Annotated in this window: 21 protein-coding genes, 2 other RNA genes and 2 pseudogenes; 10 read left to right on the forward strand and 15 right to left on the reverse strand. The window is 39.9% G+C overall.

Going from position 1 to position 24,792, the window contains the following annotated elements:
- Positions 1–230 (forward strand): hypothetical protein (locus AB5062_RS11020; RefSeq protein WP_368331263.1); only part of this gene is annotated, 230 nt, incomplete at its 5' end.
- 17 nt (positions 231–247) lie between these two features.
- Here AB5062_RS11020 and AB5062_RS11025 read toward each other — a convergent pair.
- Positions 248–1,264 (reverse strand): low specificity L-threonine aldolase, encoded by a 1,017-nt coding sequence (locus AB5062_RS11025; RefSeq protein ID WP_022508352.1) that lies wholly within the window; start codon positions 1,262–1,264, stop codon positions 248–250.
- 165 nt (positions 1,265–1,429) lie between these two features.
- Here AB5062_RS11025 and AB5062_RS11030 point away from each other — a divergent pair.
- The 3 genes and pseudogenes from AB5062_RS11030 to AB5062_RS11040 all read left to right on the forward strand — a co-directional run.
- Positions 1,430–2,499 (forward strand): annotated as a pseudogene (locus AB5062_RS11030) (carboxypeptidase-like regulatory domain-containing protein); the annotation flags it as partial.
- A gap of 14 nt (positions 2,500–2,513) precedes the next feature.
- Positions 2,514–2,672: a hypothetical protein gene (locus tag AB5062_RS11035; RefSeq protein ID WP_005849418.1), complete on the forward strand. Its 159-nt coding sequence runs from the start codon at positions 2,514–2,516 to the stop codon at positions 2,670–2,672.
- 113 nt (positions 2,673–2,785) lie between these two features.
- Positions 2,786–3,757 (forward strand): type I phosphomannose isomerase catalytic subunit, encoded by a 972-nt coding sequence (locus AB5062_RS11040; protein WP_016271028.1) that lies wholly within the window; start codon positions 2,786–2,788, stop codon positions 3,755–3,757.
- 92 nt (positions 3,758–3,849) lie between these two features.
- Here the strand turns inward: AB5062_RS11040 and AB5062_RS11045 are convergent, their stop codons facing one another.
- Positions 3,850–5,016, reverse strand: coding sequence for a lactonase family protein (locus AB5062_RS11045; protein WP_022508350.1), 1,167 nt, complete (start codon positions 5,014–5,016; stop codon positions 3,850–3,852).
- Positions 5,017–5,156: 140 nt separating this feature from the next.
- On the opposite strand from AB5062_RS11045, the gene ssrA (AB5062_RS11050) reads away from it, so the two are divergent.
- The 4 genes from ssrA (AB5062_RS11050) to AB5062_RS11065 all read left to right on the forward strand — a co-directional run bounded on the left by ssrA (AB5062_RS11050) (position 5,157) and on the right by AB5062_RS11065 (position 7,690).
- Positions 5,157–5,553: a transfer-messenger RNA gene (ssrA, locus tag AB5062_RS11050) on the forward strand.
- A gap of 210 nt (positions 5,554–5,763) precedes the next feature.
- Positions 5,764–6,161, forward strand: a transfer-messenger RNA (tmRNA) gene (gene ssrA / locus AB5062_RS11055).
- Positions 6,162–6,432: 271 nt separating this feature from the next.
- Positions 6,433–7,221, forward strand: a complete 789-nt coding sequence (locus AB5062_RS11060) for a hypothetical protein (RefSeq protein WP_005654492.1) — start codon at positions 6,433–6,435, stop codon at positions 7,219–7,221.
- A gap of 10 nt (positions 7,222–7,231) precedes the next feature.
- Positions 7,232–7,690, forward strand: a complete 459-nt coding sequence (locus AB5062_RS11065; RefSeq protein ID WP_005654497.1) for a hypothetical protein — start codon at positions 7,232–7,234, stop codon at positions 7,688–7,690.
- A 172-nt stretch (positions 7,691–7,862) separates the two neighbouring features.
- On the opposite strand, the gene AB5062_RS11070 is transcribed toward AB5062_RS11065, so the two are convergent.
- The 10 genes from AB5062_RS11070 to AB5062_RS11115 form a co-directional block, all read right to left on the reverse strand.
- The gene (locus AB5062_RS11070; RefSeq protein WP_005654499.1) at positions 7,863–8,495 is read right to left on the reverse strand and encodes a hypothetical protein; all 633 of its coding nucleotides are present in this window, start codon (positions 8,493–8,495) and stop codon (positions 7,863–7,865) included.
- Positions 8,496–8,513: 18 nt separating this feature from the next.
- On the reverse strand, positions 8,514–9,320 hold the full coding sequence (locus AB5062_RS11075) for a hypothetical protein (RefSeq protein ID WP_005654501.1): 807 nt from the start codon (positions 9,318–9,320) through the stop codon (positions 8,514–8,516).
- Between the two features lie 23 nt (positions 9,321–9,343).
- Positions 9,344–9,667, reverse strand: coding sequence for a hypothetical protein (locus AB5062_RS11080; protein ID WP_005654503.1), 324 nt, complete (start codon positions 9,665–9,667; stop codon positions 9,344–9,346).
- A gap of 314 nt (positions 9,668–9,981) precedes the next feature.
- A complete protein-coding gene (locus tag AB5062_RS11085) occupies positions 9,982–11,385 on the reverse strand; it encodes a hypothetical protein (protein WP_005654510.1) in 1,404 nt (467 codons plus the stop codon).
- A gap of 210 nt (positions 11,386–11,595) precedes the next feature.
- Positions 11,596–12,552, reverse strand: coding sequence for a toprim domain-containing protein (locus AB5062_RS11090; RefSeq protein WP_117808953.1), 957 nt, complete (start codon positions 12,550–12,552; stop codon positions 11,596–11,598).
- 211 nt (positions 12,553–12,763) lie between these two features.
- Positions 12,764–13,831 (reverse strand): AAA family ATPase, encoded by a 1,068-nt coding sequence (locus AB5062_RS11095; protein WP_005654519.1) that lies wholly within the window; start codon positions 13,829–13,831, stop codon positions 12,764–12,766.
- An 11-nt stretch (positions 13,832–13,842) separates the two neighbouring features.
- Positions 13,843–14,151 carry a DUF3853 family protein gene (locus AB5062_RS11100; RefSeq protein WP_005654521.1) on the reverse strand — a complete coding sequence of 103 codons (309 nt, stop codon included), beginning with the start codon at positions 14,149–14,151 and terminating at the stop codon, positions 13,843–13,845.
- A gap of 222 nt (positions 14,152–14,373) precedes the next feature.
- Positions 14,374–15,435, reverse strand: coding sequence for a hypothetical protein (locus AB5062_RS11105; protein WP_005654523.1), 1,062 nt, complete (start codon positions 15,433–15,435; stop codon positions 14,374–14,376).
- A gap of 2 nt (positions 15,436–15,437) precedes the next feature.
- Positions 15,438–16,730, reverse strand: a complete 1,293-nt coding sequence (locus AB5062_RS11110; RefSeq protein ID WP_007478456.1) for a site-specific integrase — start codon at positions 16,728–16,730, stop codon at positions 15,438–15,440.
- A 353-nt stretch (positions 16,731–17,083) separates the two neighbouring features.
- On the reverse strand, positions 17,084–18,409 hold the full coding sequence (locus AB5062_RS11115) for an alpha-L-fucosidase (RefSeq protein WP_005842890.1): 1,326 nt from the start codon (positions 18,407–18,409) through the stop codon (positions 17,084–17,086).
- 148 nt (positions 18,410–18,557) lie between these two features.
- On the opposite strand from AB5062_RS11115, the pseudogene AB5062_RS11120 reads away from it, so the two are divergent.
- Positions 18,558–19,807, forward strand: a pseudogene (locus AB5062_RS11120) (GTP-binding protein).
- A gap of 63 nt (positions 19,808–19,870) precedes the next feature.
- Here AB5062_RS11120 and AB5062_RS11125 read toward each other — a convergent pair.
- Positions 19,871–21,277 carry a glycoside hydrolase family 28 protein gene (locus AB5062_RS11125; RefSeq protein ID WP_005849263.1) on the reverse strand — a complete coding sequence of 469 codons (1,407 nt, stop codon included), beginning with the start codon at positions 21,275–21,277 and terminating at the stop codon, positions 19,871–19,873.
- Positions 21,278–21,711: 434 nt separating this feature from the next.
- Between AB5062_RS11125 and AB5062_RS11130 the strand changes: the two genes are divergently transcribed.
- Positions 21,712–21,954, forward strand: a complete 243-nt coding sequence (locus tag AB5062_RS11130; RefSeq protein WP_005849262.1) for a HAMP domain-containing sensor histidine kinase — start codon at positions 21,712–21,714, stop codon at positions 21,952–21,954.
- Between the two features lies 1 nt (position 21,955).
- Here the strand turns inward: AB5062_RS11130 and AB5062_RS11135 are convergent, their stop codons facing one another.
- Both AB5062_RS11135 and AB5062_RS11140 read right to left on the reverse strand, forming a co-directional pair.
- Positions 21,956–23,182 (reverse strand): glycoside hydrolase family 88 protein, encoded by a 1,227-nt coding sequence (locus tag AB5062_RS11135; RefSeq protein WP_005842882.1) that lies wholly within the window; start codon positions 23,180–23,182, stop codon positions 21,956–21,958.
- Positions 23,183–23,357: 175 nt separating this feature from the next.
- Positions 23,358–24,779: an NADH-quinone oxidoreductase subunit N gene (locus AB5062_RS11140; RefSeq protein ID WP_005849259.1), complete on the reverse strand. Its 1,422-nt coding sequence runs from the start codon at positions 24,777–24,779 to the stop codon at positions 23,358–23,360.
- Positions 24,780–24,792 lie beyond the last annotated feature (13 nt).

Here is a 24,792-nt window from a genome sequence, read left to right on the forward strand (position 1 = left end):
AAGCCTCCGGACTTGAAGAAGTTCCGGAGGCTTTTTTTGTATCCGCACGTGTGAAATGTGACCTCTACCGTTTTTTCCCCGTGGGTGTGGATACGTTTCCCACGGAACTGTCCGGAAGGCTCCGCCATGTCTTTTCTCCGGCAGGGGCGGTTCCGGAAACCCTCGCCGGGTACTTATGCCTTGGAATAGGGACTGGAAATAGAACAGGCAGGTCTGAAGGCCTGCCCTGATAGAGAACCGGAGATGATTATAGAGTCTTTATGCAAGCTATCAGTTTGTCGACATCTTCTTCTGTTGTATCGAAAGAGGTAACAAGTCTCATTTCTCCTATGGTTTCGTTCCAAAAGTAGAAATGATAATATTCTTGTAGCTTATCTTCTTTTTCACGCGGCATGATGAAGAATAATTGGTTGCTCTCCACTGTTTGGGTAAACTTTATATCAGGCATTGTGGAAAGTTTCTTGTACAAGCGTTGCGCCATTGCGTTGGCATGTTGTGCGCATGTTAACCATAGGTTATCTTCAAGGAAGGCTGTGAACTGGCAAGAGATATAACGCATTTTGCTGGCCAATTGGCAAGATTGTTTTCTGGCATAACGTGCTTCCTTTATCAAATCCTGATTGAAAATCACTACACATTCGGCTCCCATCAGTCCGTTCTTTGTTCCTCCCAAAGTCAATGTATCAACTCCGCAAGCTCCTGATATATCATCAAGACTCATTCCCAATGCTGCCGCGGCATTAGAGATACGGGCACCGTCCATATGCACAAACAGTCCATGCCGGTGTGCAAATTCTGTCAATGCGCATATTTCTTCTGGTTTATAAATTGTTCCCAATTCACTACATTGACTTAGGTAAATTGCTCCGGGCTGAGAATGGTGCTCTATACCAAAGTTAACCATAAATGGTTTTAGTAATTCCGGAGTCAGTTTGCCATCCGGAGTAGGAATTGTGCGCATGAAACAGCCAGTTGCTTTACTGGGGGCACCACATTCATCTACAGCAATGTGAGCTGTGTCGGCACAGAAGATAATATGGTAAGGACGGGTCATTATTTGCAGCGCCATAGTATTACTGCCTGTGCCATTAAAAACAAACAGTGCTTCACATGGACGTGAAAATTGTTCTTTCACTTTGTGGGCGGCTTCTTCTGTCCATGGATCATCTCCATAGCCAAGTGCATGTCCGTTATTGGCCTTCATTAACGCTTCCATGATGCGGGGATGTACACTTGAATTATTGTCAGATGCAAAACTTCTCATATTCTTTTTCTATTTTACAATTTATTTGTAAAGGTAGGAGCTTTTTCAACAAAATGCAATGAAACATCATTGAAATAAATACGCAAAAGGAGCATCATGCAGATGTATTATACATGTAATGCTTTTATCTGATCTTTGTCATCGGAAAAATAACAAGGTAAAAGTATGATGAAAGCTCAGATGAAAGGCATTAGCCTTATGATAATTCTCTTGATGTTGGTATTGACCGTACAGGCGGCTGCTTTGAGAGGAACTGTAACAGATGAAGCGACTAAAGAGCCACTTATTGGTGCTGCTGTACAGTTAAGTGGTACAAATACAGGAACTATTACTGATGTGGATGGTAATTTCTAACTTGCGGGATTAAGAAATGGAACGTACAAGCTTATTATATCTTATGTGTCTTATTGTACACAGACTGTTGAGGTTACAATAAACGGTATGTTCGAAATAAAAGTAGAACTAGAACAGGATCATCAACAATTAGGAGAAGTTGTGGTTGTAGCGGATGCTAAAAAGAATACGGAGAATGCTATTATTACCCAACAACGTACCAGCTTGGTTATGCAAACGGGAGCTTCTGCCCAGCAGATTACCAAGACGCAAGATAAAGATGCTTCGGAAGTGATTTGCCGTGTACCGGGTATCAGTATGATTGAGGAGAAATTCGTTATGGTACGTGGGTTTTCACAACGGTATAATAATGTGTGGATTTATAATAGTGCCGTACCTAGTTCTGAAGCCGATGCGCGTGCTTTCTCTTTCGATATTATTCCATCGTCGCAGTTGGATAATATGTTGGTAGTGAAATCGCCTGCACTGGAATATCCGGCTGATTTCAGTGGTGGTTTTATTTTAGTGAATACCAAAGATGTTCCTAGCAGTAATTTGTTTACTATTTCGGTTGGAACTAGTTTAAATGATCAGACTCATTTAAAAAAAAATCTGTATAATAAAGGAAGTGGCACAGATTTTCTAGGTTTCGATAATGGCTTTTGTAGCTTGAAGGGTGGAATCAATGTTGTGCTTAGTCCGATGAACAATGGCTATGATTTATTAAATAATGGGTTAAACAATGACTGGACCGTTAAAGATCGTAGGCCCTTGGTAGATCTTAGCCTGAATATGAATTTCAGCCGTTGCTGGGTGGATAGTAGCGGACGTACTTTGGCTATGTTAGGAACAGTGAACTATATAAGACATATCTGGATATGGATAATAATTTGTTTGGTGCTTCGGTGTTAATTATATGCCGGATGCAGATAGCCCTGTGTTGACAGCCGCTTCATTTAATGACGCACTGTTGAGCAGCGGTTTTGAGACAGTAGAATATATCGGAGCGTTTGGAACAGATGATAATTGGTTGGATGGCTGGACTAATTTCGATCCTAATAATACAGACTACTAATACACCTTTGAATATACACACATAGCTGTTAATTTTAGGGGATTCTATGCGGTAAAGTCATAGAATTCCCTTATTTTTGTATCCAAACCTAGAAACTATTAATTAATACACCTATGTATCCATTTAAATTTAACCCCATTCTGAAATCCACCATTTGGGGTGGAGAAAAGATTATCCCGTTCAAACATCTGAATATTGAACAGCCTCAGGTTGGCGAAAGTTGGGAAATTTCTAATGTCCCAGGCGATGAGTCTGTTGTTGCTAATGGAACTGAAGCCGGCAAAAATTTGAGCCAGTTGGTAAAAGAATATAAAGGTTCTTTGGTAGGAGATAGTAATTATCAGCGTTTTGGCGATAATTTTCCCTTGTTGATCAAATTCATTGATGCTTGTGACGATCTCTCTATACAAGTGCATCCAGATGATGAACTGGCAAAGAAGCGTCATAATTCGATGGGCAAGACCGAAATGTGGTATGTTATTGACAATGCCGGGGGGAAAGCACATCTGCGTTCGGGATTAAGTAAAAAAATTACTCCCGATGAATATGCTGCAATGATTGCTGATAATACTATTTGTGATGCATTGGCTGATTATGCCGTACAACCGGGTGATGTGTTTTTCTTGCCTGCAGGACGTATCCATAGTATTGGAGCCGGATGCTTTATTGCTGAGATTCAGCAGACCTCGAATGTGACTTATCGAATTTATGATTTCAATCGTAAGGATAAAAATGGCAATACTCGTGAGTTGCATACAGAATTGTCAAAAGATGCCATAGATTATTCTGTAGAAGAGGATTATCGTACTCATTATACTCCGAAACAGAATGAATCTGTCGAGTTGGTTACCTGTCCGTATTTCACTACTTCTGTTTATGATTTGACTGAAAATATGACGATAGATTATAGTGAACTTGATTCATTTGTAATTTATATTTGCATGGAAGGTACATGTACGGTAACTGATGGGGATGGTAACTCATTGGAATTGCAAGCCGGTGAATCTATCCTTTTCCCTGCCACAACAAAAGAGGTGAAAGTGACTGTGGAAGGTCATGTTAAGTTCTTGGAAACTTATGTATAAAGATTCGTTTTGTTTTTGATAAAATAAACTGCTGCTTTCCAATACATACAACGAAAGCAGCAGTTTATTTTATTAAAAACAATGTTTCCTGTTTAAAAGGTAAACTTCAGGCATACAGGTTTATTGGTTTTTATTGTTTTGCCTGTGTCTTTCAGTAGTCCTGTTTGGGAATCTCTTTCAAATACTTGTATGGAGTTGCTGTCTCTGCAGGCCACTAACAGGTATCGTCCGTTCCGGCTGATAATAAAATTACGTGGATGGATACCAGTCAGCTGATAACCTGTCTTTGTTAATGTTCCTTCTTCCTGATTTATGGAGAAAATAGCGATACCGTCTGCTTTTAAGCGGTTGGATGCATATAGAAATTTTCCATCAGGTGAAATGTGAATATCTCCGCTACCTTTGGCACCCACTGTGTCAGCTTCTATATATTGTATGGCGTTTAATTTTCCTTTGTCGTAAGAGAAAGCTATAACTTTTCCTGAGATTTCATTAATCAGATAAGCGAATTTTTGGTTCGGATGGAAACAAATGTGGCGTGGTCCTGATCCTGATTCTACTTTTATATTAAATTCTTCGGATTCATTCAGCAAGGAATGGGATACACCATCAGTTACATTCTCACTAACAGGAAATACATGAATCTGGTCTGTTCCTAAATCACTGGCAAGTAGATATTTATGGTCTGGAGTGAATTCTATACAATGTAAATGTGGCTGTGTTTGTCTCTCTTTGTCAAGACTATTTCCTGTAAAGGAAATAAGGCGTGTTTCGGATTTTAATTTGCCGTCTTTATCTAGTGGGAAAACGGTAATGCTACCTCCCATATAATTTGCTGTCAGGACAAATTTTTCCGACGGGCTGAGAGTTATATAACAAGGTGCACCGCCGTCAGTGGGTTGAGAATTAAGCAAAGTTAGTTTCTTTTGTTCTTTATCGAATTTGATGGCATTGGCGGTAGAACTTTTTCCGGAATCCTCCCCTACAGCATATATTCTTTCTCCATCAGCCGAAGGAATGAGGAAAGATGGGTTGGATATTCCTTTTATTCCGCTGATATATTGTGAGTTGCCATTTTGTTCATCAAAGTTATAAACCTTGATACCTTCTTCCTCCGGAGTTGCATAACTGCCTACCAACATATACATCATATTCGGATTTTCTTCAACTGTAATTGCTTCCGTTTGTTTCTTGGGAGAGGGTATACAGCCTCCCAGTATCATACTGCTCATACACAATACCATTAATTTTTTGTTCATATTGTCTGATCTGTTAGGATTAGAAAAATTATTTTCAAAGATACATTGTTCTCATTAAAATGCTATAAATAAATGAATAAATAATTGGATATTAACAGAAGTGTGTGTATATTTGTAATCTTTTTATGAGTTACCAGTACGGGGTTGACTGGATTTGACAGCGTGGCTAAGTGGTATGTAAGCATGCAGTGCGTGGTTGATTGGCACTATAATCCCAGTTTTCAAAATTTTATCTGGCAACGAAAATTATGCTCTTGCTGCTTAATCGAATCATAGTAGATTAGCTTTATTTCTGCCAAAGTGGTGGAAACGAGACATCACTCAAAAGCTCTTGTTCCGAAGCGTTTGATCAAGTGGTGCAGTAAAATCGGGAATAGTTAGAGATCCGTCTCGTGTCTCTTACGAAAATTTAGAGGATAAGGTATAAGTTGGTGGCTTCGGTCCTGCTTATACTCGAAAATTTAGGCGAAGATAAGCATGTAGAAAGCGTATGGCTTCCTCGTTTGGACGAGGGTTCGACTCCCTCCAGCTCCACAAATAAGATTGATAATCAGATTGTTACAGGATTTACACCCCGAAATACACCCTAAAATAAAAAGTGATAGTCTGATTATCATTCTTTATATCAAGCACTACCTACAAGTCTTAAATAATTTAACTATTATGATGCCTTGTGGTATTCTATTATATTTTTTGCTGTTTTGTTTGTTCTTATCAAATAAATACGTAACTTTGAAATATCATTTTGGGCTTGACTGGAATTGACAGCGAGTTGGAATGGTATGTAAGCATGCAGTGGGTCGGTAATTTCCACTTAAATCTCAGTTATCAAAATTTTATCTGGCAACGAAAATTATGCTCTCGCTGCTTAATCGAAGTATAGTAGATTAGCTTTATTTCTGCCAAAGTGGTGGAAACGAGATGTCGCTCAAAAGCTCTTGCTCCGAAGCGTTTGATAAAGCGGCACAGCAAAATCGGGGATAGTTTGAGTTCTTCTCCATAGCTCTTACGAAATATTAGGAGATAAGGCATAGGTTGGTGGCTTTGGTCTTGCTTATGCTCGAAAACCGAAGGCAAAGATAAGCATGTAGAAAGCATATGGTTTCCTCGTTTGGACGGGAGTTCGATTCTCCCCAGGTCCACTTTTGATGAGCGGTAAGTATATCATGAAAACTAATGGTGTTTTCTGTATTGCTTGTTGTTTTGTACCTTGAGTTTTTGTGAATACCCCGATTTTGTTACTCCATTCCATCCCCTTTGAAATTTTAAAGTATTAAATAATCTAATCCTTTCTGTAAGCGATTTAAGTTGTTTTTCTAAAATTGTTATTTAAAAATATATTAACATGGATGATTAGTTGCTTATAAATAGTGACAGTCTTCCTGTTTTGTAATAACCTTAAAAATCAGATCTCTTATGGAAAAGAAAATTTTGTATTTACTTACATGCGTTGGGCTATGTTGGTCTTCTTGTACTAATGAGGTTGATGAATTTATAGGTAATGTTGAACCAAGCACCCGTTCAGTTTCAACTGCCTTAAACGCTAATTTGGCATCGTTATTTACAGGAGGAGCTCCGACATTAACTTCTGCTGAAATTAAAGAAGTTAATGATGCTTATGCAAAAATGACCAGTATAAATTGCTATAGAAATATAGATGAAGCAGTACGCAATAAGACTTCTTATGCTGGAACTATCTTTTTGGATGACACATATGCGTCGGCATATTTTAGAAAAGGAAGTTTAGCTTTTCCTCCTTATGGTATCTTAGCCAGCAGCATGGAACATGAGTTTATTCACATGTATCAAAGAGATGTTCAGGGTAAAAAAGTAGATACTGATAAGGAAAAAAGAGATACAGGTATGATGGAATTTGAATTAGCCTTTTATCAAGGTATTATTAGATATATTCATGCTGGGTATTCTTGGACTTTTAAAGGTGAAGATGGTGACCCTTCATATCAATCGTTATGGACTTCGGGCTTGACTGACCCTTCTTTAATACCTCAATATGAAAGAGAATTTCAAACGTATGTTGCTTCTATATGTGCAAATGGGAAGCCTACATCTATAGATATTAATGAATTCGTAAAGTGGAGCAATATTTTTGGAGAATATAGTAGAGGATATAGTGGAAAAGGATATAAGTTTGGCAATTACGACTATGGTACATCATGCATTAATTCATTACTCAAACTTTATTAAATTTACTGTTATGAAAAAGATATTGTTTTTTTTATTTGCTTTTCTTGCATTTCAATATACTGTTGCGCAGTCAATATTTGAAAGAAAAAGTATCGGTAACAATGTGTATGTATCTACAAATACAAGTGAGAAAAAAGCTGAGTCTATCCGAAATTTCTCATTTGCAGAAGAAAGTTTATATGCACCTCCGGTAATTTTGCAAGGATCAGTTTTTTTAGATGAAATTTGTAATAAATATAAGTCTCAAGGTGTAAAAGGTTGGATGAATATTTTTTTGTATTCGGATTTAAATGGCTGTATAACTGATATTACATTAGCTTTTCCTGAAGGCTTAACAGTTACGGATGACGATGTTTCTCTTATACTTTCAACTGCCCAAAAGAAATGCAAATTACAGTTCCCGATAGAAGGTATTTATAAATATAAAGATTGGGCTATTTATGATTATGTCTTCTATTTGACGAATTAGTTATTTTTGATAAACCAATAGAACAACCTTCTTGAATTGTAGTTACCTAATTAAATAGAAGAGTCGTATCAAGCTCGTTTATGAGTAATGATACGACTCTTTTGTTTTTACCATTGTGGAATTATACTACCCAATTTCACTAAAAGAGTGAATTTCGCTATATTAGGGTTGTTTAATTTGTAAATTCCAGATAAGGTACAGCATGGATAGTAAGTTTGTTCTTGTAGCAATAATCTTTTAGTGCTTGAACCGTATATTCAATTTCGGAATCATCACCACGAAGCGGAACGAATGTAAGCGTCTCATCTCCTTTACATTCCAGCATGATGCGGTTGTCCTCTCCGTCAATTGTGATTTTCATTGGTATCAAGACTCCATTGTTTTTCACCATCCCAACAATATTGTAAAGATCCCTTGTTCTTTCCTTCAAACATAAGTCATTGTAAAAATAGAAAGTCTTCCCGGTTTGCAGGGTGATTCCTCTCGTTGTCTTAACTACATAGCCAACGGTCAATCCGCCATTTTCTTTAACGAATAAAGTGCGATAATGGTCTATGTGGTCTGTACCAAAGGATGGGTTGTCAGGATCTAGTCTGCCGTGCGCATTGAATATCACTTTTTCTTCCGACATGTTATACAAATCAGAGTTAATAAAAAGTTTATTGTCACTCACTATAACTTCTGTCTTTGAAGTTTCTTCTGTTTGTTCGGTTTCGATTGATGCTTTTTGTTTCCCACCGCATGCGGTAACTGACAAAACGGCAAATGATGCTATAGCGATAATAGTAAATGTCTTAATATTCATTGTTTCTTGGTTTTAATATTAGAAATACCTAAATGTAACTAACTTTCCTGTGATAAATGGAAACAATCTCAAGTCTTCAAAGCCTATTATGCCCGATATAAAATCTTCTCCGTCTTCATGCATTAGAAATGTCTTATTATATATCGAACAACTACTCACATAGACGTCTTTCAGCATTGATGCCTTGATATAGAAATTAAAGGGACATTGTCCCGGTTGTATTTCATAGTCCTTTGGTTTCGCAGTAACATACGCTTCTTTGATGACATTGTTTTCTATCCCTTCTCTGTTTTCTGCCTGAAACGCAATCCCTTCATCATTTAGAGACTCGCACAGAGGGGTTATCTCTGCCATGATACGCTTTCTGTGCGCTAAGCGCATTTCATTCAGCTCTTTCATTAGGAATCCGTCTTTTTTCAATCCTTCGATAAGGGCTTTGCATTGTTCTTCATTATCGCCATAGCCTGATTCTATGAGTAGTTTTTTCATTGCGTTTTCATCATTGCCCTTGTTATACATCACCCCGAATGCCAGTTTTTGAAGCGTATTGTTTATCATGTCGTACTGTTTGACTTTTTCTTCGAATACGGCATCTTCTTCATAATAATATTTCGACCATTCTTGAAGCTCTGTAAAGGGTGTAAGCCCTTGGAACTTTCTGTTAGACTTGCAAGCGGCTTCATATTCTTCTTCTGTTTGCCACGGCAGCCCATACCTTTCGCGTACGGCATCTTCAGGCGATTGTAACACTTTACTTCCATTACTACAACTGCTTACTAAAACTATTACAAATAAGCCGATAATCGAATAGCAAAACTTTTTCATATTTACTCTTTTTTATTGGGTTATTAATTGTCTATTTTTACATGAATCGGCATGTCATGATCCATATCTTCATGTTCATAATCGCTATGTCCCCCATTGTCGCCAAAAAAAGTTATCCATATCCATAGAATAAAACCGATAACAGCACCTATAATCATGGTAGAAATGCCAAAGATTTCTTTTATGCCAAATATCCAAAATATCAACCAAAAGAAAAATGAGCCAACTCCACAAAATATGAGTATAGGAAGAACATATTCCTCGAATAAAACCCATAAATATATAGCCGCATGAAATAGAAGCCAAATTCCTAAGATAACGGCAATTCCAATAAAAATAATTTCCATAATAAAAGAGAATTGGGTCTTGCAGCTTCCTTGAGTACCCTTTAGTTTAAACCACGAAGCGTGGAACTGCAAATGCCCACGTCCTAAGTTAGAGGTCCTGAGAAAACCTTGTAGTACAGATATGGTGATAGCAGCCCACGCTATAGCGTGAGAACCACTATGCTATCCTTGTACTACGTTCGAAGTTTCTCAGGTTTCTAACTTACAAGATAAGCATAACGCTTCTTCAAAATTCTAATATGTCTGGACAGAGTTACCTCCATCCGCTTGCAAAGATAGTCAATTTTATTGAAATCCAATCAAATACTATCAGATTACATTCTGAATCCTTTGGATTTTTGTTCTTTCTGCACTGAGTTACGCAGATGCTGCTGTAACTTCTCCCATTGTTCCTTGAACCATTCGCTGATTGGCTGTTGGTTTATAGTCAGCATCAATTTATTCTTATTGATCGGGCTTCGTTCAATTTTGAAAATTACATTTTTTGTTTCAAATCTCTGTCTATATTCTTCGGAATAGATTTTTCCACTACATCTGAGAGCTTCCCTTTTGTATAAAAGAGAATCAACCATCCCCTTGGTAAAACCAGTGACATAGCATAATTTTTCCATTCTCAGCATTTCTTTGAGCAATGGGAACCAGCATAATGCTTTTTCGAGAATGGTATTCAATCGTGATATTTCCTTGTCTTTAGCTTCAAGCTCTTGATTATGTATTCCCTGTATATTACGAATCTGTTTGCCGTGCTGTTCCTGCATTTGCTGCATCTTGGCTTTTAATTCATCAATGCTCTTGTCACGTTTGGCAATTTCATGACGTAAATTCTCGTTAGATTGTTCCAAATCTTTTAATTTACCGCTTCCGAAAAGAGAACCTACACTGCTGGTTATGGCTGTGGCTACATCGGTAGCTGCACTTTTGAGTTTGTCCGTACGTATCTCTGCTTTTACCTGTTTGAGTTCCTGCTCGGCGAGGCTTACCTGTTGCTCCTTGTGTCGCTTGGTTTCCTCTATACGTTGCAGTTCGGCTTTCTGTTTCTCAATGATAAAATCGTTCCGTTCCAAATGCTCTTTACCTGTAACAGCTTTTGCCTGCCCACGTTCCATCAGGAGAATATCGGAAGCAAGGGTCTGCATAGTTGCCATATCCTCGTCATTGAGCTTTCGGCTCTTCCCGGTTTCGTGGTTCATCCAGTCGAAAACGATATGGGCATGATAGTTCGGCTTGAACCATCTGTTACCGACTTGGAAGCACTCTTTGTCTTCCGCTTCCGGCTGACCGTTCAGCCAATGCCCTTCGTCTTTGTGCAGGAAAATCTGTAGCGGAGTGATGCCCCAGCGTCTTTGACACTCTTCACCGAATTTGCGTACATCAGCCAGTGTGGTGTCCGGTCTGATAAGCAATACTCCTTCACGGATGGGTGAACATCCCGCCACCTTGATAATCTTTCCATTCTTTCCCTTGCGTTCCCTTTCCTTTTCCTGCATGGCACGTCCGGTCTTTTCCTTGACCATCCGCTTGATATTGTCATAGTGCGTCCGCAGTTCGGGAGTGCCGAAGTCGGGATTTATCCACTGTTCGTTATCGGTGGAAAGTTCGGGAACGACATAGATTCTGGACTCCCCGATATTACGCATATACTCGGCAGTCCTTCGGTTGTGCGCCTCGCTCGATGCGATGTTGCAAGGCTTGATATGTATGCTTGATTTTGTTGCCATAGCTTCTTTTTTTTGTTTGCAATTGATTATTCTGCTCGCTTTCGTAGAGGGGTTCTTAGGGGTAACCCATAAGCGGAGATTGCAAAGAGAGGGTCACTCTTTGCTCGGGGTTCTCAGGGGTGAAACGCCCTGAGTGGGTCATTAGGGCAAAGCCCTAATCCCCTCGGGAGAGCCCACAACTACGAAAGCGGAGCGTGTAGTTATAGTGGGCTATAACCGGAAGCCGTTCTTCTTCTCCGGTGATTGGCTGCGCACCCCTTTGGCGGACTGGAGCTGCCTTTTTCTTTCAATCTGTTTCTGTAAGTATTCGTTCAAGTCCTTGCATCCGCTGTAAATCTGCGAAGCGTCCCGGATGTACCGGTCTCTGCCGTATTCCATGCGGATTTGCCGGAGTGCTTCCATTCCTGCATGGTCGTTGTCGAAAAAGCAGTGGATGCGTTCGTAATTGCCCAACGGATAGAGAGCCTTGTTTATATTCGATACGGAGTTCAATACAATGTAGTCCTGCCCGTCCAATTCCGGATAATTCGGGCAGCTTTCCTGTCTCAATGTCAGAAAGGAAAGGTAGTCCATGAAACCCTCGAACACATAGCAGGCAGTCCTTGCTTTTCCCGCCTGTCTGATGTGGGAGATTTCCTTGGGGGCGATGCAGCCCTTGAAATAGGGGTTACGAACCTCAAACCCACCCGAACCGTTAGGGAATGCGATGGCAAAGTAACGCTTGCCGTTGTGGGTGTAACGGGCTTCACTACATTCTCTTTTTGCCAGTTCCAGATTTATTCCTCTACCTTGTAAATAGGAAAGCAGGGCAGGAGACGATAGCGGTACTATCTCCAGCTGCTGGAAGCTCGGACCGAAAGAGTCTTGCTTGCCAAAAGAGAAAGATACCGGGTGTACATGCGGTGTTTGTTCCGCAATCCGCTCCAGCAGGTAAGGTACATGGTCGGTAGCATACAGGTGTGCAGCCAGTTCAATGATACCGCCCCCTTTCCCTAAACCGAAGTCGTACCACTGGTTGCGTTCGGTGTTCACTTTGAAGGAAGCCTCTGTTTCTTCCCTCAAGGGAGATTTGTACCAGAGGTTGATACCCTGCTGTTTGACGGGTGAATAACCCAGGCTGTGCAGGTAGTCAGCCAGATTGATTTGTTTTGCAGTCTCGATGTTCATAAGGAAATCGTTTTTAGTGAGTACTTTGATTATTTCTTTTTTTGCCCGCAACTCTTAAAACTATGCGGTCTGTACAATCACTTCACTAAACTCCTAATATATAGCCCCCCGGAATAAAGTGAAGCGATTAGTCTGTTTCTGAAATCACTTCACTAAATTGTCGTATATATAGGATACGGGAATAAAGTGAAGTGATTTTCGATGTAGCCGGTTAATAGTGGTAATCGGGCTTGAAGGAATACTTCCTGCCGTTTTCCTGTACTATCATCCGTTTGTTGCGCAGCATGGTGATAAGTGCCACTGCATTCTGGTGATTCAGCCTAACCCCCTCTGCCAGATAAGTCTTGATTAAGGTGTCTTCCAGCTCCTTGTAGCCGTATTCCTCTTTCAGTGCAAAAGCGGCTTCCAGTGCGGCACGGTGCTGCGGTTCTGAAATATCCTTGTAAGGGTCAAACTTTTCCACCGAGGGTCTTCCCGGCTTCCTTACTTCCGGCTTGTAACCTTCCGCAAGTTCGGGCAGGGCTCGGTCGTTGATGCGGAATGCAAAAGGCTCGAAATCCATCGCCCGGATGTGCATGGCGGAAACATGGCTGATGTCGCTGTTCCCCTTGTCCTTTTCCACCAGCAGGACTGTTTCTGCCTTGTTGTTCAGTTCCGTACCGATGTGCCCTCTTGCGTTCTCATCCCCCTTGTTCTGATGCAGTATCGTATGGATATGAATCTGCCTGTCGTCCGTCCACTGCATCAGCTTGGATATGATGCGGGTGGATTCACCGGGGCTGTTGATGTCGTACACCATATCCCGGATGCCGTCTATGATGACCAGCCCAATATCCGGTGAGTGGTAGATAGCCTGTTCTACAATGCTGATGCGCTGTTCCGGGGTGTATTTTCTCAAAGCGAGAAACTCCAGATAACCGCTGTCCCTGTCGTCGGGCAATCCTGCCATCCGCAGAATCCGCTTCATCACTTTCAGGCAGTGGTAGGGGCTTTGCTCCGTATCTATATAAAGCACTTTCCGCTTTTCCTCGGGCAGTTCAGCCGCATATCGTAACACGGTACTGTTCTTCAATGCAGCGGCTACGATAGCCGATACATTGAAGGTTTTCTTGCTCTTGGCTTTGCCGATGGATGCGCTGAAATTGCCCAGCGTCCCGATGACAGAGCCGTGTACTTTCAGAATTTCGGGGGCTTTTTCGTAGCATCTTGACAGACTTAGCCGGGATTCCTGCCAGAGGATAACGGCTTGTTCGGGTGATATTTCTTTTATATAGTCCATAATCACCTCCTTTATCTGCGTCCTCCGGTTTTCTTTCCAGCCAGTTCCAGTGCCAGTTCCGCATCCACAATAATCTTGCGTCCAATCTGGGTAATGGCTTTGTCTATCTTTCCGCTTTTCTTGATGCGGTTGGCTGTGGGCAGGCTGCATCCGAAAAGCTTGGCTATGCCGAGTATGCCGTACACGTACTTTCTTTCCGTGTCGGTGGTTGGCTGCGGTTGCGCCTCTGCCTGTACCGAAGCGTGTCTGCTTAAAAAAAGGAACTCTTCGCCTGTCATCTGCCAGACGGGTTTCACTAACAGTTCTTTGAGATTGTTCATCGTCCGTATGATTACTTGTTTGACAATAGCCCTGCGCACAGGCTGTTTTTTTCTGTTCTCGAACGATGCAAAATTAGGTAGGGTTTTGAGTGGTAAGTATGTGGATGATATAAACGGATTGTTTTGTTATATCGCTGAATATCAAGAAATAAAAATACCACTCAAAAATTATTTTGAGTGGTATAAGTGGTCATGTCGTAAAATATATTGGAATATCACGGGTTATCGGAATATTCCGTCCATTTCCTTGGCGAACTTTTGGTTGGGAATACTGGGTAAATCGGAGACGGGTTCCCTGTACTTGGACTTGTAATAGTCTTCATCAATATCCAGGTGTTTCAGGATGGCTTCCTTCCATTTGTCCTTATCCTGCTCTGGCAACTGCTCCTTCATCAGGGAAATCAGATAGCATACCCGTATCTTTTCCCTTGGCTTTATTTTCAGTACGCACTGGCAGGGATGCAGATTCATGCAGGCATAGAAATCCGGTGCGGTAATGTCTTCAAACTGTTCCCCTACACAAATTTCATGAATGAGGGAAATCAGTTTCATGCTGAAATATTCAGGCAATCCGGCAGTCGTAGCTGTAGCCGATGCGGTTGCCGTTTCTGTTTCTGGCTGGCTGTCTGTACGGCTCTGCCTGTCTGCTTCGTTCGGTTGGTTTTCTTCGTCCGGTACATATTTGGTCAGGATGCCCATGAAGTGTAAGCTAAGCAGGTAGATGTCGTCGCAACGGTTTTTCATGTATTGCCGGGCTTCTTTCCAGAGAAGGGTTTGCTGCTCATAAAGATGGTCCAGCTGGGCTTTCTCCCTTTCATATTCAGCCTTGCAACGCTCATATTCTCTTTCCGCCAGCTTTTCTTCTTCGGGTGTATGCTCTCGGTAGCCAATGGTATCATAGCGGTTGTTGGCTTCGTTCATCGGTTTGCGTAGCCTGTTTACCACTTCCATCTCTTCCTTGATGGCTTCCTTGTAGCTGTCTGCGTATTGGTTGCATACACGCATAATCACTTCATCATGGGGAAGGCTGTAAGCTTCATAAAGCCGTGTGTATTCTCTGACTTCCTTTTTCAGACTTTTCAGCAGCAGGGTACATGGTTCTGGCGGTGTATGCAGCACCAGTTCAAGGATAGCTTGTTCAAAAGCCTTTATATCGCTCCATTCCGAGTAGAAATCAACGATGAATTTCTGCTTTTCAAAAGAGAAAGTATGGCTTACAATCCAGTCTTTGCTGATTCTGTTCAGCTCTCCGTATTGGGGTATGAGGGTTGTTATCGTATTCATGTTTATAGGAGATTAAATTTGTTCATTGCCTGAATTTTGATGTCGTCTGCTATGTCAATGTAAGGTTTCATGGCTTTGTAGTCGCTATGCCCTGTCCATTTCATGACCACTTGCACCGGAATGCCCAGAGCCAAAGCATTACAAATAAATGTGCGTCTGCCAGTATGGGTGCTCAACAAGGCATATTTAGGTGTGACTTCGTCTATTCGTTCATTTCCCTTGTAGTAGGTTTCCCGTACAGGTTCGTCTATTTCTGCCAGTTCTCCTAACTCTTTCAAATACTCGTTCATCTTCTGATTACTTACCACTGGCAATGCTTTATTGTTTTGGAAAGGAATATCTTTATATTTTTCAAGAATAGCTTTGCTGTGGTCATTCAGCTCAATAATAAGGCTGTCAGCCGTTTTGATGGTGGTAATTTCTATGTGTTCCTCTTTCACGTCGCTGCGTTTCAAGTTATACACATCAGAATGCCGAAGACCTGTGAAGCAACAAAATAATAAAACATCCCTTACTCTTTCAAGGTATTGTTTGGCAGCAGGTATCTGGCAGGCTCTGATTTTGTCCAATTCATTCCGGGTAAGGAATATTACTTTTTTCGGTGCACTTTTCATTTTGGGCATGAATTTGTCATAAGCGGTGTTTTGATGATACCCTTTTCGGTTAGTCCAACGTAAAAACCATTTCAAGAACTTGATTTGCTTGGCTATGGAAGTGTTGCGCATATCTTTATCACTGCGTAAGTAATCTATATACTCATTGAAGTGTCTTTCCGTCCAGCTCTCAAATGTCGTGTTCGGATCAAAAGTTGCGATGTGCTTTTTTACTGTTGCAAACTTCTTTAGAGTAGAGGATGACCAGTCATTTTGTTTGCTGCATTCGGCAACAAACTCATCAAAGATTTTCATGAAGTCTAATTTCACTTCCTCTTTCTCATGATGGCTCTCTTCCTTTTCTCCTTTCATTTTTAGATTGAAAGCCTCTTTGATTTGTGCAGGGGTGGGCATTATGTCTTGTACTTCGAACTCCTTGAACACATTCTGTATCTCGGTGTATTGACGCAGTAGTTCGGTGTTGATTTCTGATGCGCTTTGTTTCAGCTTATTGGTACAGCCGTTTCTTACCCGTTGCTTGTCTGCATCCCATTTCTCCATATCAATCCGATAGCCTGTTGTAAACTCAATCCGTTGGCTTGCAAAAACGACACGCATACGGATGGGTACATTTTGAGTGATAGGAATGCCATCTTTTTTACGGTTTTCCAGTGCGAAGATGATATTTCTCTTGATGTTCATAAACTGGGTGTATTTGAAAAGTTACACCCAAAAGTACACCCAATAATTGAGATATGCAATGATATTAAGAGATATTTAGATAGATGATAGCTAAATATAACTATTTAATAATCTGATGTTTGATAGATTATGATATTTTATAAAAAGGTTCGAGAGACTCCCTCCAGCTCCACAAACTAAGAGTGATTCGTCCTTGGGTTTTCATAATCCAAGGACGAATTCTTTTTTAGAAGAGTAATGTATGTAGCTTACTCATGTTTCTTTTCTGATTTGTGTAGAATACATTTTCTCTCTTTTTCTAAAGATATTCTTGTTTTTCACGTAAAGACACTTGTTTAAAGATGAATGCTATTTTATTGTTTAATGACTAATTCTATTACATAATCTATGTCATCAGGTACTTGAGGCAGTTTTATAAATATGCCGTCTTTCTCCTGTTTGAAAGAAAGTGGAGTTTTGGAAATGAACTGTATTGCTTTCTTTACTTTTGCCTTCAGAGGTATATAAAGTGCATCATCCTGCAAATCTAGTATATGGATGAATAAACGGTCACCTTTGCGAGTTGATACCCCCCATGTATGAGGAACTACATCACCACCACGGGTTCCATAAATCGTTTCTCCATATTGATTCATCCATTTACCCACCTGTTTTAGATGTTCTACAGCTGTAGCAGGTAATTCTCCGTTGGGTTGAGGTCCAATATTCATTAGCAAATTTGCATTTTTTCCAGCTGCCTTAACCAAATAGTGTATCAATTCTTTAGGGGATTTGTAATTTTGGTCTTCAATTCTGTAGCCCCACATTCCGTTCATTGTTTCACAAGTTTCTAAAGGGAGTTCACTTATTCCTTGTCCTGCTGAAAAACCGGCTTTGTTTTCACCGGGCAAATCACGTTCGAACATTTGGAAATCTTCTCCTGCATAAGGAGTTCGGTGATGATTGTTACCTATTAGACAGGATGGTTGCAGTTTATGAATTAATGCGTATTGTTCTTCCAGTTGCCAATTGAAGTTGGTAGGTTGATCCCAAATACCATCAAACCAAATGGCACCGACAGGACCATAGTTAGTCAAAAGTTCGGTCAGCTGTTTATTCATAAACTTGTAGTAACTTGCCCAGTTTCCATGTCCTTTGGGACGTCCTGTTCCATGTCCGGTGTTTCCTTCCGGATAGTCGTCACGAAACCAGTCCAAATGTGAATAATAAAAATGGAGTTTGATGCCTTGTTTTTGACATTCTTCTGCCAGTTCTTTTAGTATGTCTCGTTTGAAAGGGGTGGCATCTACGATATTAAAATCGGATTCTTTTGTATCAAACATTGAGAAACTGTCATGGTGTCTACTGGTAATACAGATATATTTGGCTCCGGAGGTTTTGATGGCAGAAACCCATTCGGCAGCATCGAAGCGCGAAGGATAGAATCCGGATGCCAGTTTGGCGTATTCATTACGGTTGATGTTGTGAGTGTTCATATACCATTCTCCTTGGGCGGTCATACTGTAAATGCCCCAATGAAGGAATATACCGAATTTATTATCTTGAAATTCCTGCCGTGCTTTTATATTTTCAGGAGTAGGTGTATAAATTTGATTGGAGGTTTGTGCGAAGGCTGAAGTTCCCGCCATCAATAACAAGGCTGCGCCTAATTTGATTTTTTGTGCTAATTTGTTTCTCATTGTTATTATAAATTTGTTTTGCGAAATATAGTTATACTCTTGGAATATTTAAAGCATTTTTTGAAAAATGTTGCACTGCGAATTGAATTTTAATGGATTCTAACTGGGGGTATGTAAAGAGTCTTTTTTGTTTATAAGGTATAAAAAGATGTTTTCTATTGTTTGGAAATTAATCATTCTATACCTTTGTGAAAGTAATATTGAATTTTATATGAGAGTAAAAGAAATTCCTATACTGCTTTTGACCGGTTATCTGGGCAGTGGAAAAACGACATTAGTGAACCATATTCTTTCTAATAAACGTGGTATTAAGTTTGCGGTTATTGTCAATGATATCGGTGAGGTGAATATTGATGCCGACCTCATACAGAGGGGGGGATTGTAGGAAAGAAAGACGAAAGCTTGGTAGCACTTCAGAACGGTTGTATCTGTTGTACTTTAAAGATGGATTTGGTGGAGCAGATAGATGATATTATGAAGCAGGAGCGTTTTGATTACATTGTGATTGAGGCAAGTGGGGTTTGTGAACCAGCTCCTATCGCACAGACTATTTGTTCTATTTCAAGTATGGGGAATACGTACGGGGGATGTCGTTTGGATTGTATTGTGACTGTGGTAGATGCCTTGCGTCTGCAAAGTGAGTTTTCTTGTGGCAACGATTTGACCTGTAAGGGTATTGACGAAGAGGATATTGAAAATTTGATTATCCAACAGATTGAATTTTGTAATGTTGTATTGTTGAATAAGGCCTCGGAAGTGAAACGTGACGAATTGGAACGTATCAAACAGATTATCCGTACATTACAACCTGCAGCTGAAATAATAGAATGTGATTATGCTAATGCAGATTTGGATAAGATAATCTATACTGAAGCATTTGACTTTGAACGTACTGCCACTTCTGCCGGTTGGATACGTGGAATAGAGAGTGCCCTTACGGAAGAGCAGAAAAAAGAAGCGGAGGAGCATGAGCATCATCATCACGATGAGGAGCATGCACACCATCATCATCATGAAGGTAGTGAAGTGGATGAATATGGCATCAGTACTTTTGTGTATTATCGTCGTCCGGCTTTTGATATCCATAAATTTGATCGTTTTGTATCAACCCAGTGGAGTCGTAATATTATTCGAGCAAAAGGAGTCTGTTATTTCAGCAATAATCGTGATATGTCTTTTCTTTTTGAACAGGCCGGTGTGCAGAAAAAGTTGAAGGAAGCCGGTTTATGGTATGCTACGGCACCTGAAGAAGAACTGATAGAGGTAATGCGTCAGGAACCGGGCTTATTGCGGGATTGGGATGATAAATATGGAGATCGTATGCAGAAAATAGTTTTTATCGGGCGACATCTTGATAAAGAAGAGTTGATACGTGAACTTGATGAGTGTCTGGAATAGGTTCTCAAAAGAGGATATAATCTTTGGTATGATGGTATCTCATTATACCAAAGATTTTTTATCTTATTTTCTTACCTTATTTCCATTGATATACAGTTCTTTCAGTACTACATCCTTAGCTCCCGTAATTAAATTTCCCTTTTTCTCTACATTATTGAAACGGCTGTTTGTTACATGGATGTCTTCAATATTAACACGGTCATCATATCCGGTAATCAAGACTCCGTACTTACTTTTTTCACTGGTAACATTATCCAGATATACATGGCGTACTACAGGTGGGAAACTTCTGTCACATTTTTCACGGTTTTCATATTGCAGGTTGATTTTCAAAACGGCTTCGCGACATTCACCTACTTCTACATTACGCACATAAATATTTTCAATGACACCACCACGGCAGTTATTGGTTTTGATGCGGATGACACGTTCCAGGTTCGGGCTGTCCATTTTGCAGTTTTCAACAAACAGGTTCTTATATCCTCCCGAAATCTCACTGCCTACAACTACACCACCGTGTCCGTCTTTCATTTCGCAATTGCGTACAATGATATTTTCACTTGGTACATTCCATTTCCGTCCGTCAGCATTCCGTCCGCTTTTAATGGCAATGCAGTCGTCTCCAGTATCGAATATACAGTTTTCAATTAATACGTTCTTACTTGATTCCGGATCGCAGCCATCGCTATTGGGACCGTGACTGGAAACTTTAACCCCACGCACTGTTAGACTTTCACAAAATAAAGGATGGATAACCCAAAACGGAGAATTTTTCAATGTTACATTTTCTATTAAAATAGTGTTGCAACGATATAGATTGATAAGTTGGGGACGTAAACCGTCTTCAAAAGTCATTTGGCGCTTATCTATCGGGGCAAATGTTTCGGCGTACATCAGTAATTTGTCTCTGCCGCCATTTTTTTGAGCTGTCATCCCTTCCTTCCAGCCATAGTGTGGAGCACCACACATACTCCACCAGTTATCATTACTGGCCTGTCCGTCTATAATACCTTTACCGGTAATGCCTATGTTGCTTTCACCATAAGCATAAATTAATGGATGCAAATTGTAACAGTCTACTCCTTCCCAACGAGTGAGTACGGTTGGAGTATATAGATATTTCTCTGAAGAAAATTTTAGATAGGCACCTTCTTCCAAATGCAGATTTACATTACTTTTCAGTGTGATAGGACCTGTTAGAAATTCTCCGGGTGGAACTAATACAGTTCCTCCACCTGTCTGGCTACATGTGAGGATAGCTAGATTGATTGCTTCATGGCAGAGTATTTCACCATTATTTCCTTCTTTGGCACCGAAATCTTTAATGTTGTACACACGATCGGGAAAAGAAGTCTTTTTGATTTGTTTTTCTATTTGCTCACTTTCTTTCCAAATCTCTTGTGGTATTTGTGCATGAGCAAGTCCAAAATATGCACATATACAAAGTACACTAACTAACTTTTTTACCATATCTTTGATGTTTAATAATTAATAATTTCATAGTTACCAAAAAATATCTACGATGCAATATTAAAGCATATAATTAGAAAATAAGTGGATTAATTGCCCATTATTGTGTAAATTCTAATAATAGAGGAATAACTGCTGCTACATTTTTATATTATTTGTATATTCGTACCTTAATAATCTGATATTATGAAATACATCACTTGTATATATTGATATCTGTTGGGGAATTCTTGTCGTGATAGGAGGTAGTATTTCTACTACCAAAGATAGTCTTCTGAATATTATAAGATATACAAGCGCAGGATTCCATTAATTCTTCTAGTCTGAAAAAATAATTTAGTGAACTACCTGTAAAGTATGGAGTAGATCAATTGAACTATGAAAATTACCGTTTGGAAACTAAGAACAGGAGTTTTTTAGTAATTAGACTTTTTATGGTACTTGTATTGGTGAAATTACCAAAAGGGGAAATGTTTATCTCCACCAATGAATTGCATTTGTCGCTAGTGATAGAGAGCCTGTTTGATAATACTAATAAATTTACAGATTCTGGATCTGTAACTCTTAAGATAAAGTTGGATAAGGCACAAAGTAAGTTACGAATTGAAGTAACCGATACCGGCTGTGGCATTCCTCCCGAAGAACGGGAGGAAATATTTCTGTGTTTGTCTGTATAACTTAGTGTGTGCCTTCTTCAATGTCACGCTTTCGTTTCAATGCTTCCAGGAAATAATAGTCTGCATAATTTAAAGGTACATCTATTTCTGTGCCATGAGGAATACTGCCCACTGAATGCATTAATAAAAAGTTACCATTTTTTCCAAGAGATGCCAGATAGTTTGGTGAGGCTAGAGAGGCCATAATACTGTCTGCATAGTTCTTATAACTGTTTGCATCAGGCACATCCATTGTACTAATTTCATAAAGTGCAGAAGCTATACAAGAAGCACTTGAAGCGTCTCGTGGTTCATTGGGAATATTGGGAGCATCCATATCCCAATAAGGAATCAAGTCTTTGGGAAGCCGGGGATGTGTTTTCATAAATTGGAAAGTCTTCAATGCCTGATTCAGATACTTTTTATCATGAGTTTCCCGGTAACACACAGTGTAACCATAAATCGCCCATGCTTGTCCACGACTCCAAGTCGATTCGTCTGCATATCCTTGGGCTGTTTGTCTATGCCGTACCATGCCGTCTGCCAAACTATAATCTATTACATGATAACAACTTCCGTTTGTACGGAAATGCTCTTTCAAAGTGCGGTCTGCATGGTTCACTGCTATATGATAAAAGGTGGAATCACCAGATAATTTAGTTGCTTCAAATAGTAACTCTAAATTCATCATATTATCTATTATGACCGGACATTCCCAACCGCGTTCCGATTGCCAGCCGCGGGTCACATCCCATGATTGGATAATTCCCGGCTTTTCACGGAAACGAGTAGCTAATGAACGTGCAGCTTCTATCATGACTTCTTTGTATTTGGGTACTTTAGTTGTTCGCCATCCATTGCCGAAACTACAATTTATCATGAAACCTACATCATGGTGCCAAGTCAGTTTTTTGGCTTCTTCTATGGCCGAAGTGTATTTATCAGCTAATGATAAGAGAGTAGTGTCGCCACTTAACTCATATAGATACCACACTGACCCAGGGAAAAAACCACTTCGCCAGTCGGCGTAGTCACAATAATAAATGGTACTGTCAGTTTTCAATGTAACGGGGTTTATAAATTTCTCTGATTTTTCTATAATTTGTATTTCATTCCCGATTTGTGCACGTGCAAATGCTACATTTTTTTCTATAAAGGAATCTGTTCTGGCGGATTGTTTATTTTTCTCTGTGCAAGATCCCCATAAAGTAGAGCAAGCGAGTATTGTAATATAGAGGACTTTCTTCATAGTACTTATTTTTTTATAATTTGCTACGAAGATAATGATAAATTTGTTGAAGAGAAACTTTAAGGTATTCTTTTACTTTGAAAACAGATTGATTCTGCTTCCAAAGTAAAAGAATATTGATCATAGAAATACAATAATCATTTCAGTTATTATTCTTCTTTTTGTAACTGAACTTTTATAGTATTGCTGTATCACTTAATAGTTGATATACCCCACTTATAATTCCTAAAACGAATATGCCGGCTACACATACCAACAGACTGATGCGCATCGGAGTTGCTGTACGAAAATTGCCGATAGGGTCTTCATTAGGTGTGATGAACATGGCTTTTACAATCAATAAGTAATAATACAATGAAATGATTGTATTGACCAATGCGATAAATACAATAAGATAATATCCGCTATGGAATGCTGCCATGAATACAAAGAACTTACTGAAGAATCCGGCAAATGGCGGGATACCTGCCAATGAGAAAAGAGCAAGTGTCATGACCATAGTTAGTTTAGGGTTGGTCTTATAAAGTCCGTTATAATCTTCGCGCTCTATTTTACCGTGGGTATGTTGCTCAATGGTATTGATGACACCGAATACGGCGAGATTGGCGGCAATGTATACTACTATATAATATACTAGGGATGCCATGCCCTGCGGAGTTCCAGCCAGTACAGCCAACATTATGTAACCGGCTTGTGAAATACTACTGAAGGCCATAAAGCGTTTCAGGTTGTTTTGGCGGATGGCGAACAGATTGGCTATAGTGATGGTGGCTACAATGATAATACATAGTATTTCACTCCATTGTTCAGTCATTGGTCCGAATACTTTCATTAAAATAATCATTAAAGCAAAAGCAGCTGCACCTTTTGAAATAACGGATAGGTAGGCGCTTACTGTAGTCGGTGCACCTTGATAAGTATCTGCTGTCCACAGATGAAAAGGTACCAAGCTTAACTTGAAGGCCAATCCGGAGAAGAAAAATACTAGTGCAAGAACTTGTAATGGAGTTCCTGTCAATCCGGCAGGGATATCTTCAAAATATAAAGTACCTGCTGTCCCATAAATCATAGAAATACCATAGAGGAAAATACCGCTGGAGAATAAAGCCGAAAGAATGAATTTAGCTCCGGCTTCGGCACTATGTCCTTTATATTTATCGAAAGCTACGAGACAAGCCATAGGAACGGTTGCCAATTCCAATCCAAGGAAGAATAGCAGGAAGTGCCCTGCGCTTACCATGAAATACATACCCAGCAAGGTACTGAGGGTAAGGATGTAGAATTCGCCTTGTTTATGACGGGTGTCTTCACGTTTTAGCCAAGTGTCTGCTTGCAGAAACACCAGTATGGTACCTATGGTCAGGATGCTTTTCAGAACAGACGCCATAGGGGTTGAGTGATACATGCCGCCAAATAAAGTCACCTCTTCCGGCCATAGGTTTGCTAAGAGTTGAATGGTCAGCAGGATACATGCCATGGGGCGTAACCAGTGACGTTGTGGAGCCGGTAAAAATAAATCTAACAGAAACATCAGAATAAAAACGGCTGTCAGACTCAGTTCGGCATGCATATGGAGTATTGCAGTTATGTCCATCATTGCTATTTTTTTA

It is taken from the genome of Phocaeicola sp. RTP21359st1_B8_RTP21360_211022, assembly GCF_040911965.1.
Classification (GTDB): domain Bacteria; phylum Bacteroidota; class Bacteroidia; order Bacteroidales; family Bacteroidaceae; genus Phocaeicola; species Phocaeicola vulgatus.

Bases quoted from the DNA above. Each gene is read 5' to 3' on its own strand.
- AB5062_RS11025 (WP_022508352.1), bottom strand. From the start codon at position 1,264: ATGAGAAGTTTTGCATCTGACAATAATTCAAGTGTACATCCCCGCATC.
- AB5062_RS11035 (WP_005849418.1), top strand. From the start codon at position 2,514: ATGCCGGATGCAGATAGCCCTGTGTTGACAGCCGCTTCATTTAATGAC.
- AB5062_RS11040 (WP_016271028.1), top strand. From the start codon at position 2,786: ATGTATCCATTTAAATTTAACCCCATTCTGAAATCCACCATTTGGGGT.
- AB5062_RS11045 (WP_022508350.1), bottom strand. From the start codon at position 5,016: ATGAACAAAAAATTAATGGTATTGTGTATGAGCAGTATGATACTGGGA.
- AB5062_RS11060 (WP_005654492.1), top strand. From the start codon at position 6,433: ATGGAAAAGAAAATTTTGTATTTACTTACATGCGTTGGGCTATGTTGG.
- AB5062_RS11065 (WP_005654497.1), top strand. From the start codon at position 7,232: ATGAAAAAGATATTGTTTTTTTTATTTGCTTTTCTTGCATTTCAATAT.
- AB5062_RS11070 (WP_005654499.1), bottom strand. From the start codon at position 8,495: ATGAATATTAAGACATTTACTATTATCGCTATAGCATCATTTGCCGTT.
- AB5062_RS11075 (WP_005654501.1), bottom strand. From the start codon at position 9,320: ATGAAAAAGTTTTGCTATTCGATTATCGGCTTATTTGTAATAGTTTTA.
- AB5062_RS11080 (WP_005654503.1), bottom strand. From the start codon at position 9,667: ATGGAAATTATTTTTATTGGAATTGCCGTTATCTTAGGAATTTGGCTT.
- AB5062_RS11085 (WP_005654510.1), bottom strand. From the start codon at position 11,385: ATGGCAACAAAATCAAGCATACATATCAAGCCTTGCAACATCGCATCG.
- AB5062_RS11090 (WP_117808953.1), bottom strand. From the start codon at position 12,552: ATGAACATCGAGACTGCAAAACAAATCAATCTGGCTGACTACCTGCAC.
- AB5062_RS11095 (WP_005654519.1), bottom strand. From the start codon at position 13,831: ATGGACTATATAAAAGAAATATCACCCGAACAAGCCGTTATCCTCTGG.
- AB5062_RS11100 (WP_005654521.1), bottom strand. From the start codon at position 14,151: ATGAACAATCTCAAAGAACTGTTAGTGAAACCCGTCTGGCAGATGACA.
- AB5062_RS11105 (WP_005654523.1), bottom strand. From the start codon at position 15,435: ATGAATACGATAACAACCCTCATACCCCAATACGGAGAGCTGAACAGA.
- AB5062_RS11110 (WP_007478456.1), bottom strand. From the start codon at position 16,730: ATGAACATCAAGAGAAATATCATCTTCGCACTGGAAAACCGTAAAAAA.
- AB5062_RS11115 (WP_005842890.1), bottom strand. From the start codon at position 18,409: ATGAGAAACAAATTAGCACAAAAAATCAAATTAGGCGCAGCCTTGTTA.
- AB5062_RS11125 (WP_005849263.1), bottom strand. From the start codon at position 21,277: ATGGTAAAAAAGTTAGTTAGTGTACTTTGTATATGTGCATATTTTGGA.
- AB5062_RS11130 (WP_005849262.1), top strand. From the start codon at position 21,712: ATGGTACTTGTATTGGTGAAATTACCAAAAGGGGAAATGTTTATCTCC.
- AB5062_RS11135 (WP_005842882.1), bottom strand. From the start codon at position 23,182: ATGAAGAAAGTCCTCTATATTACAATACTCGCTTGCTCTACTTTATGG.
- AB5062_RS11140 (WP_005849259.1), bottom strand. From the start codon at position 24,779: ATGATGGACATAACTGCAATACTCCATATGCATGCCGAACTGAGTCTG.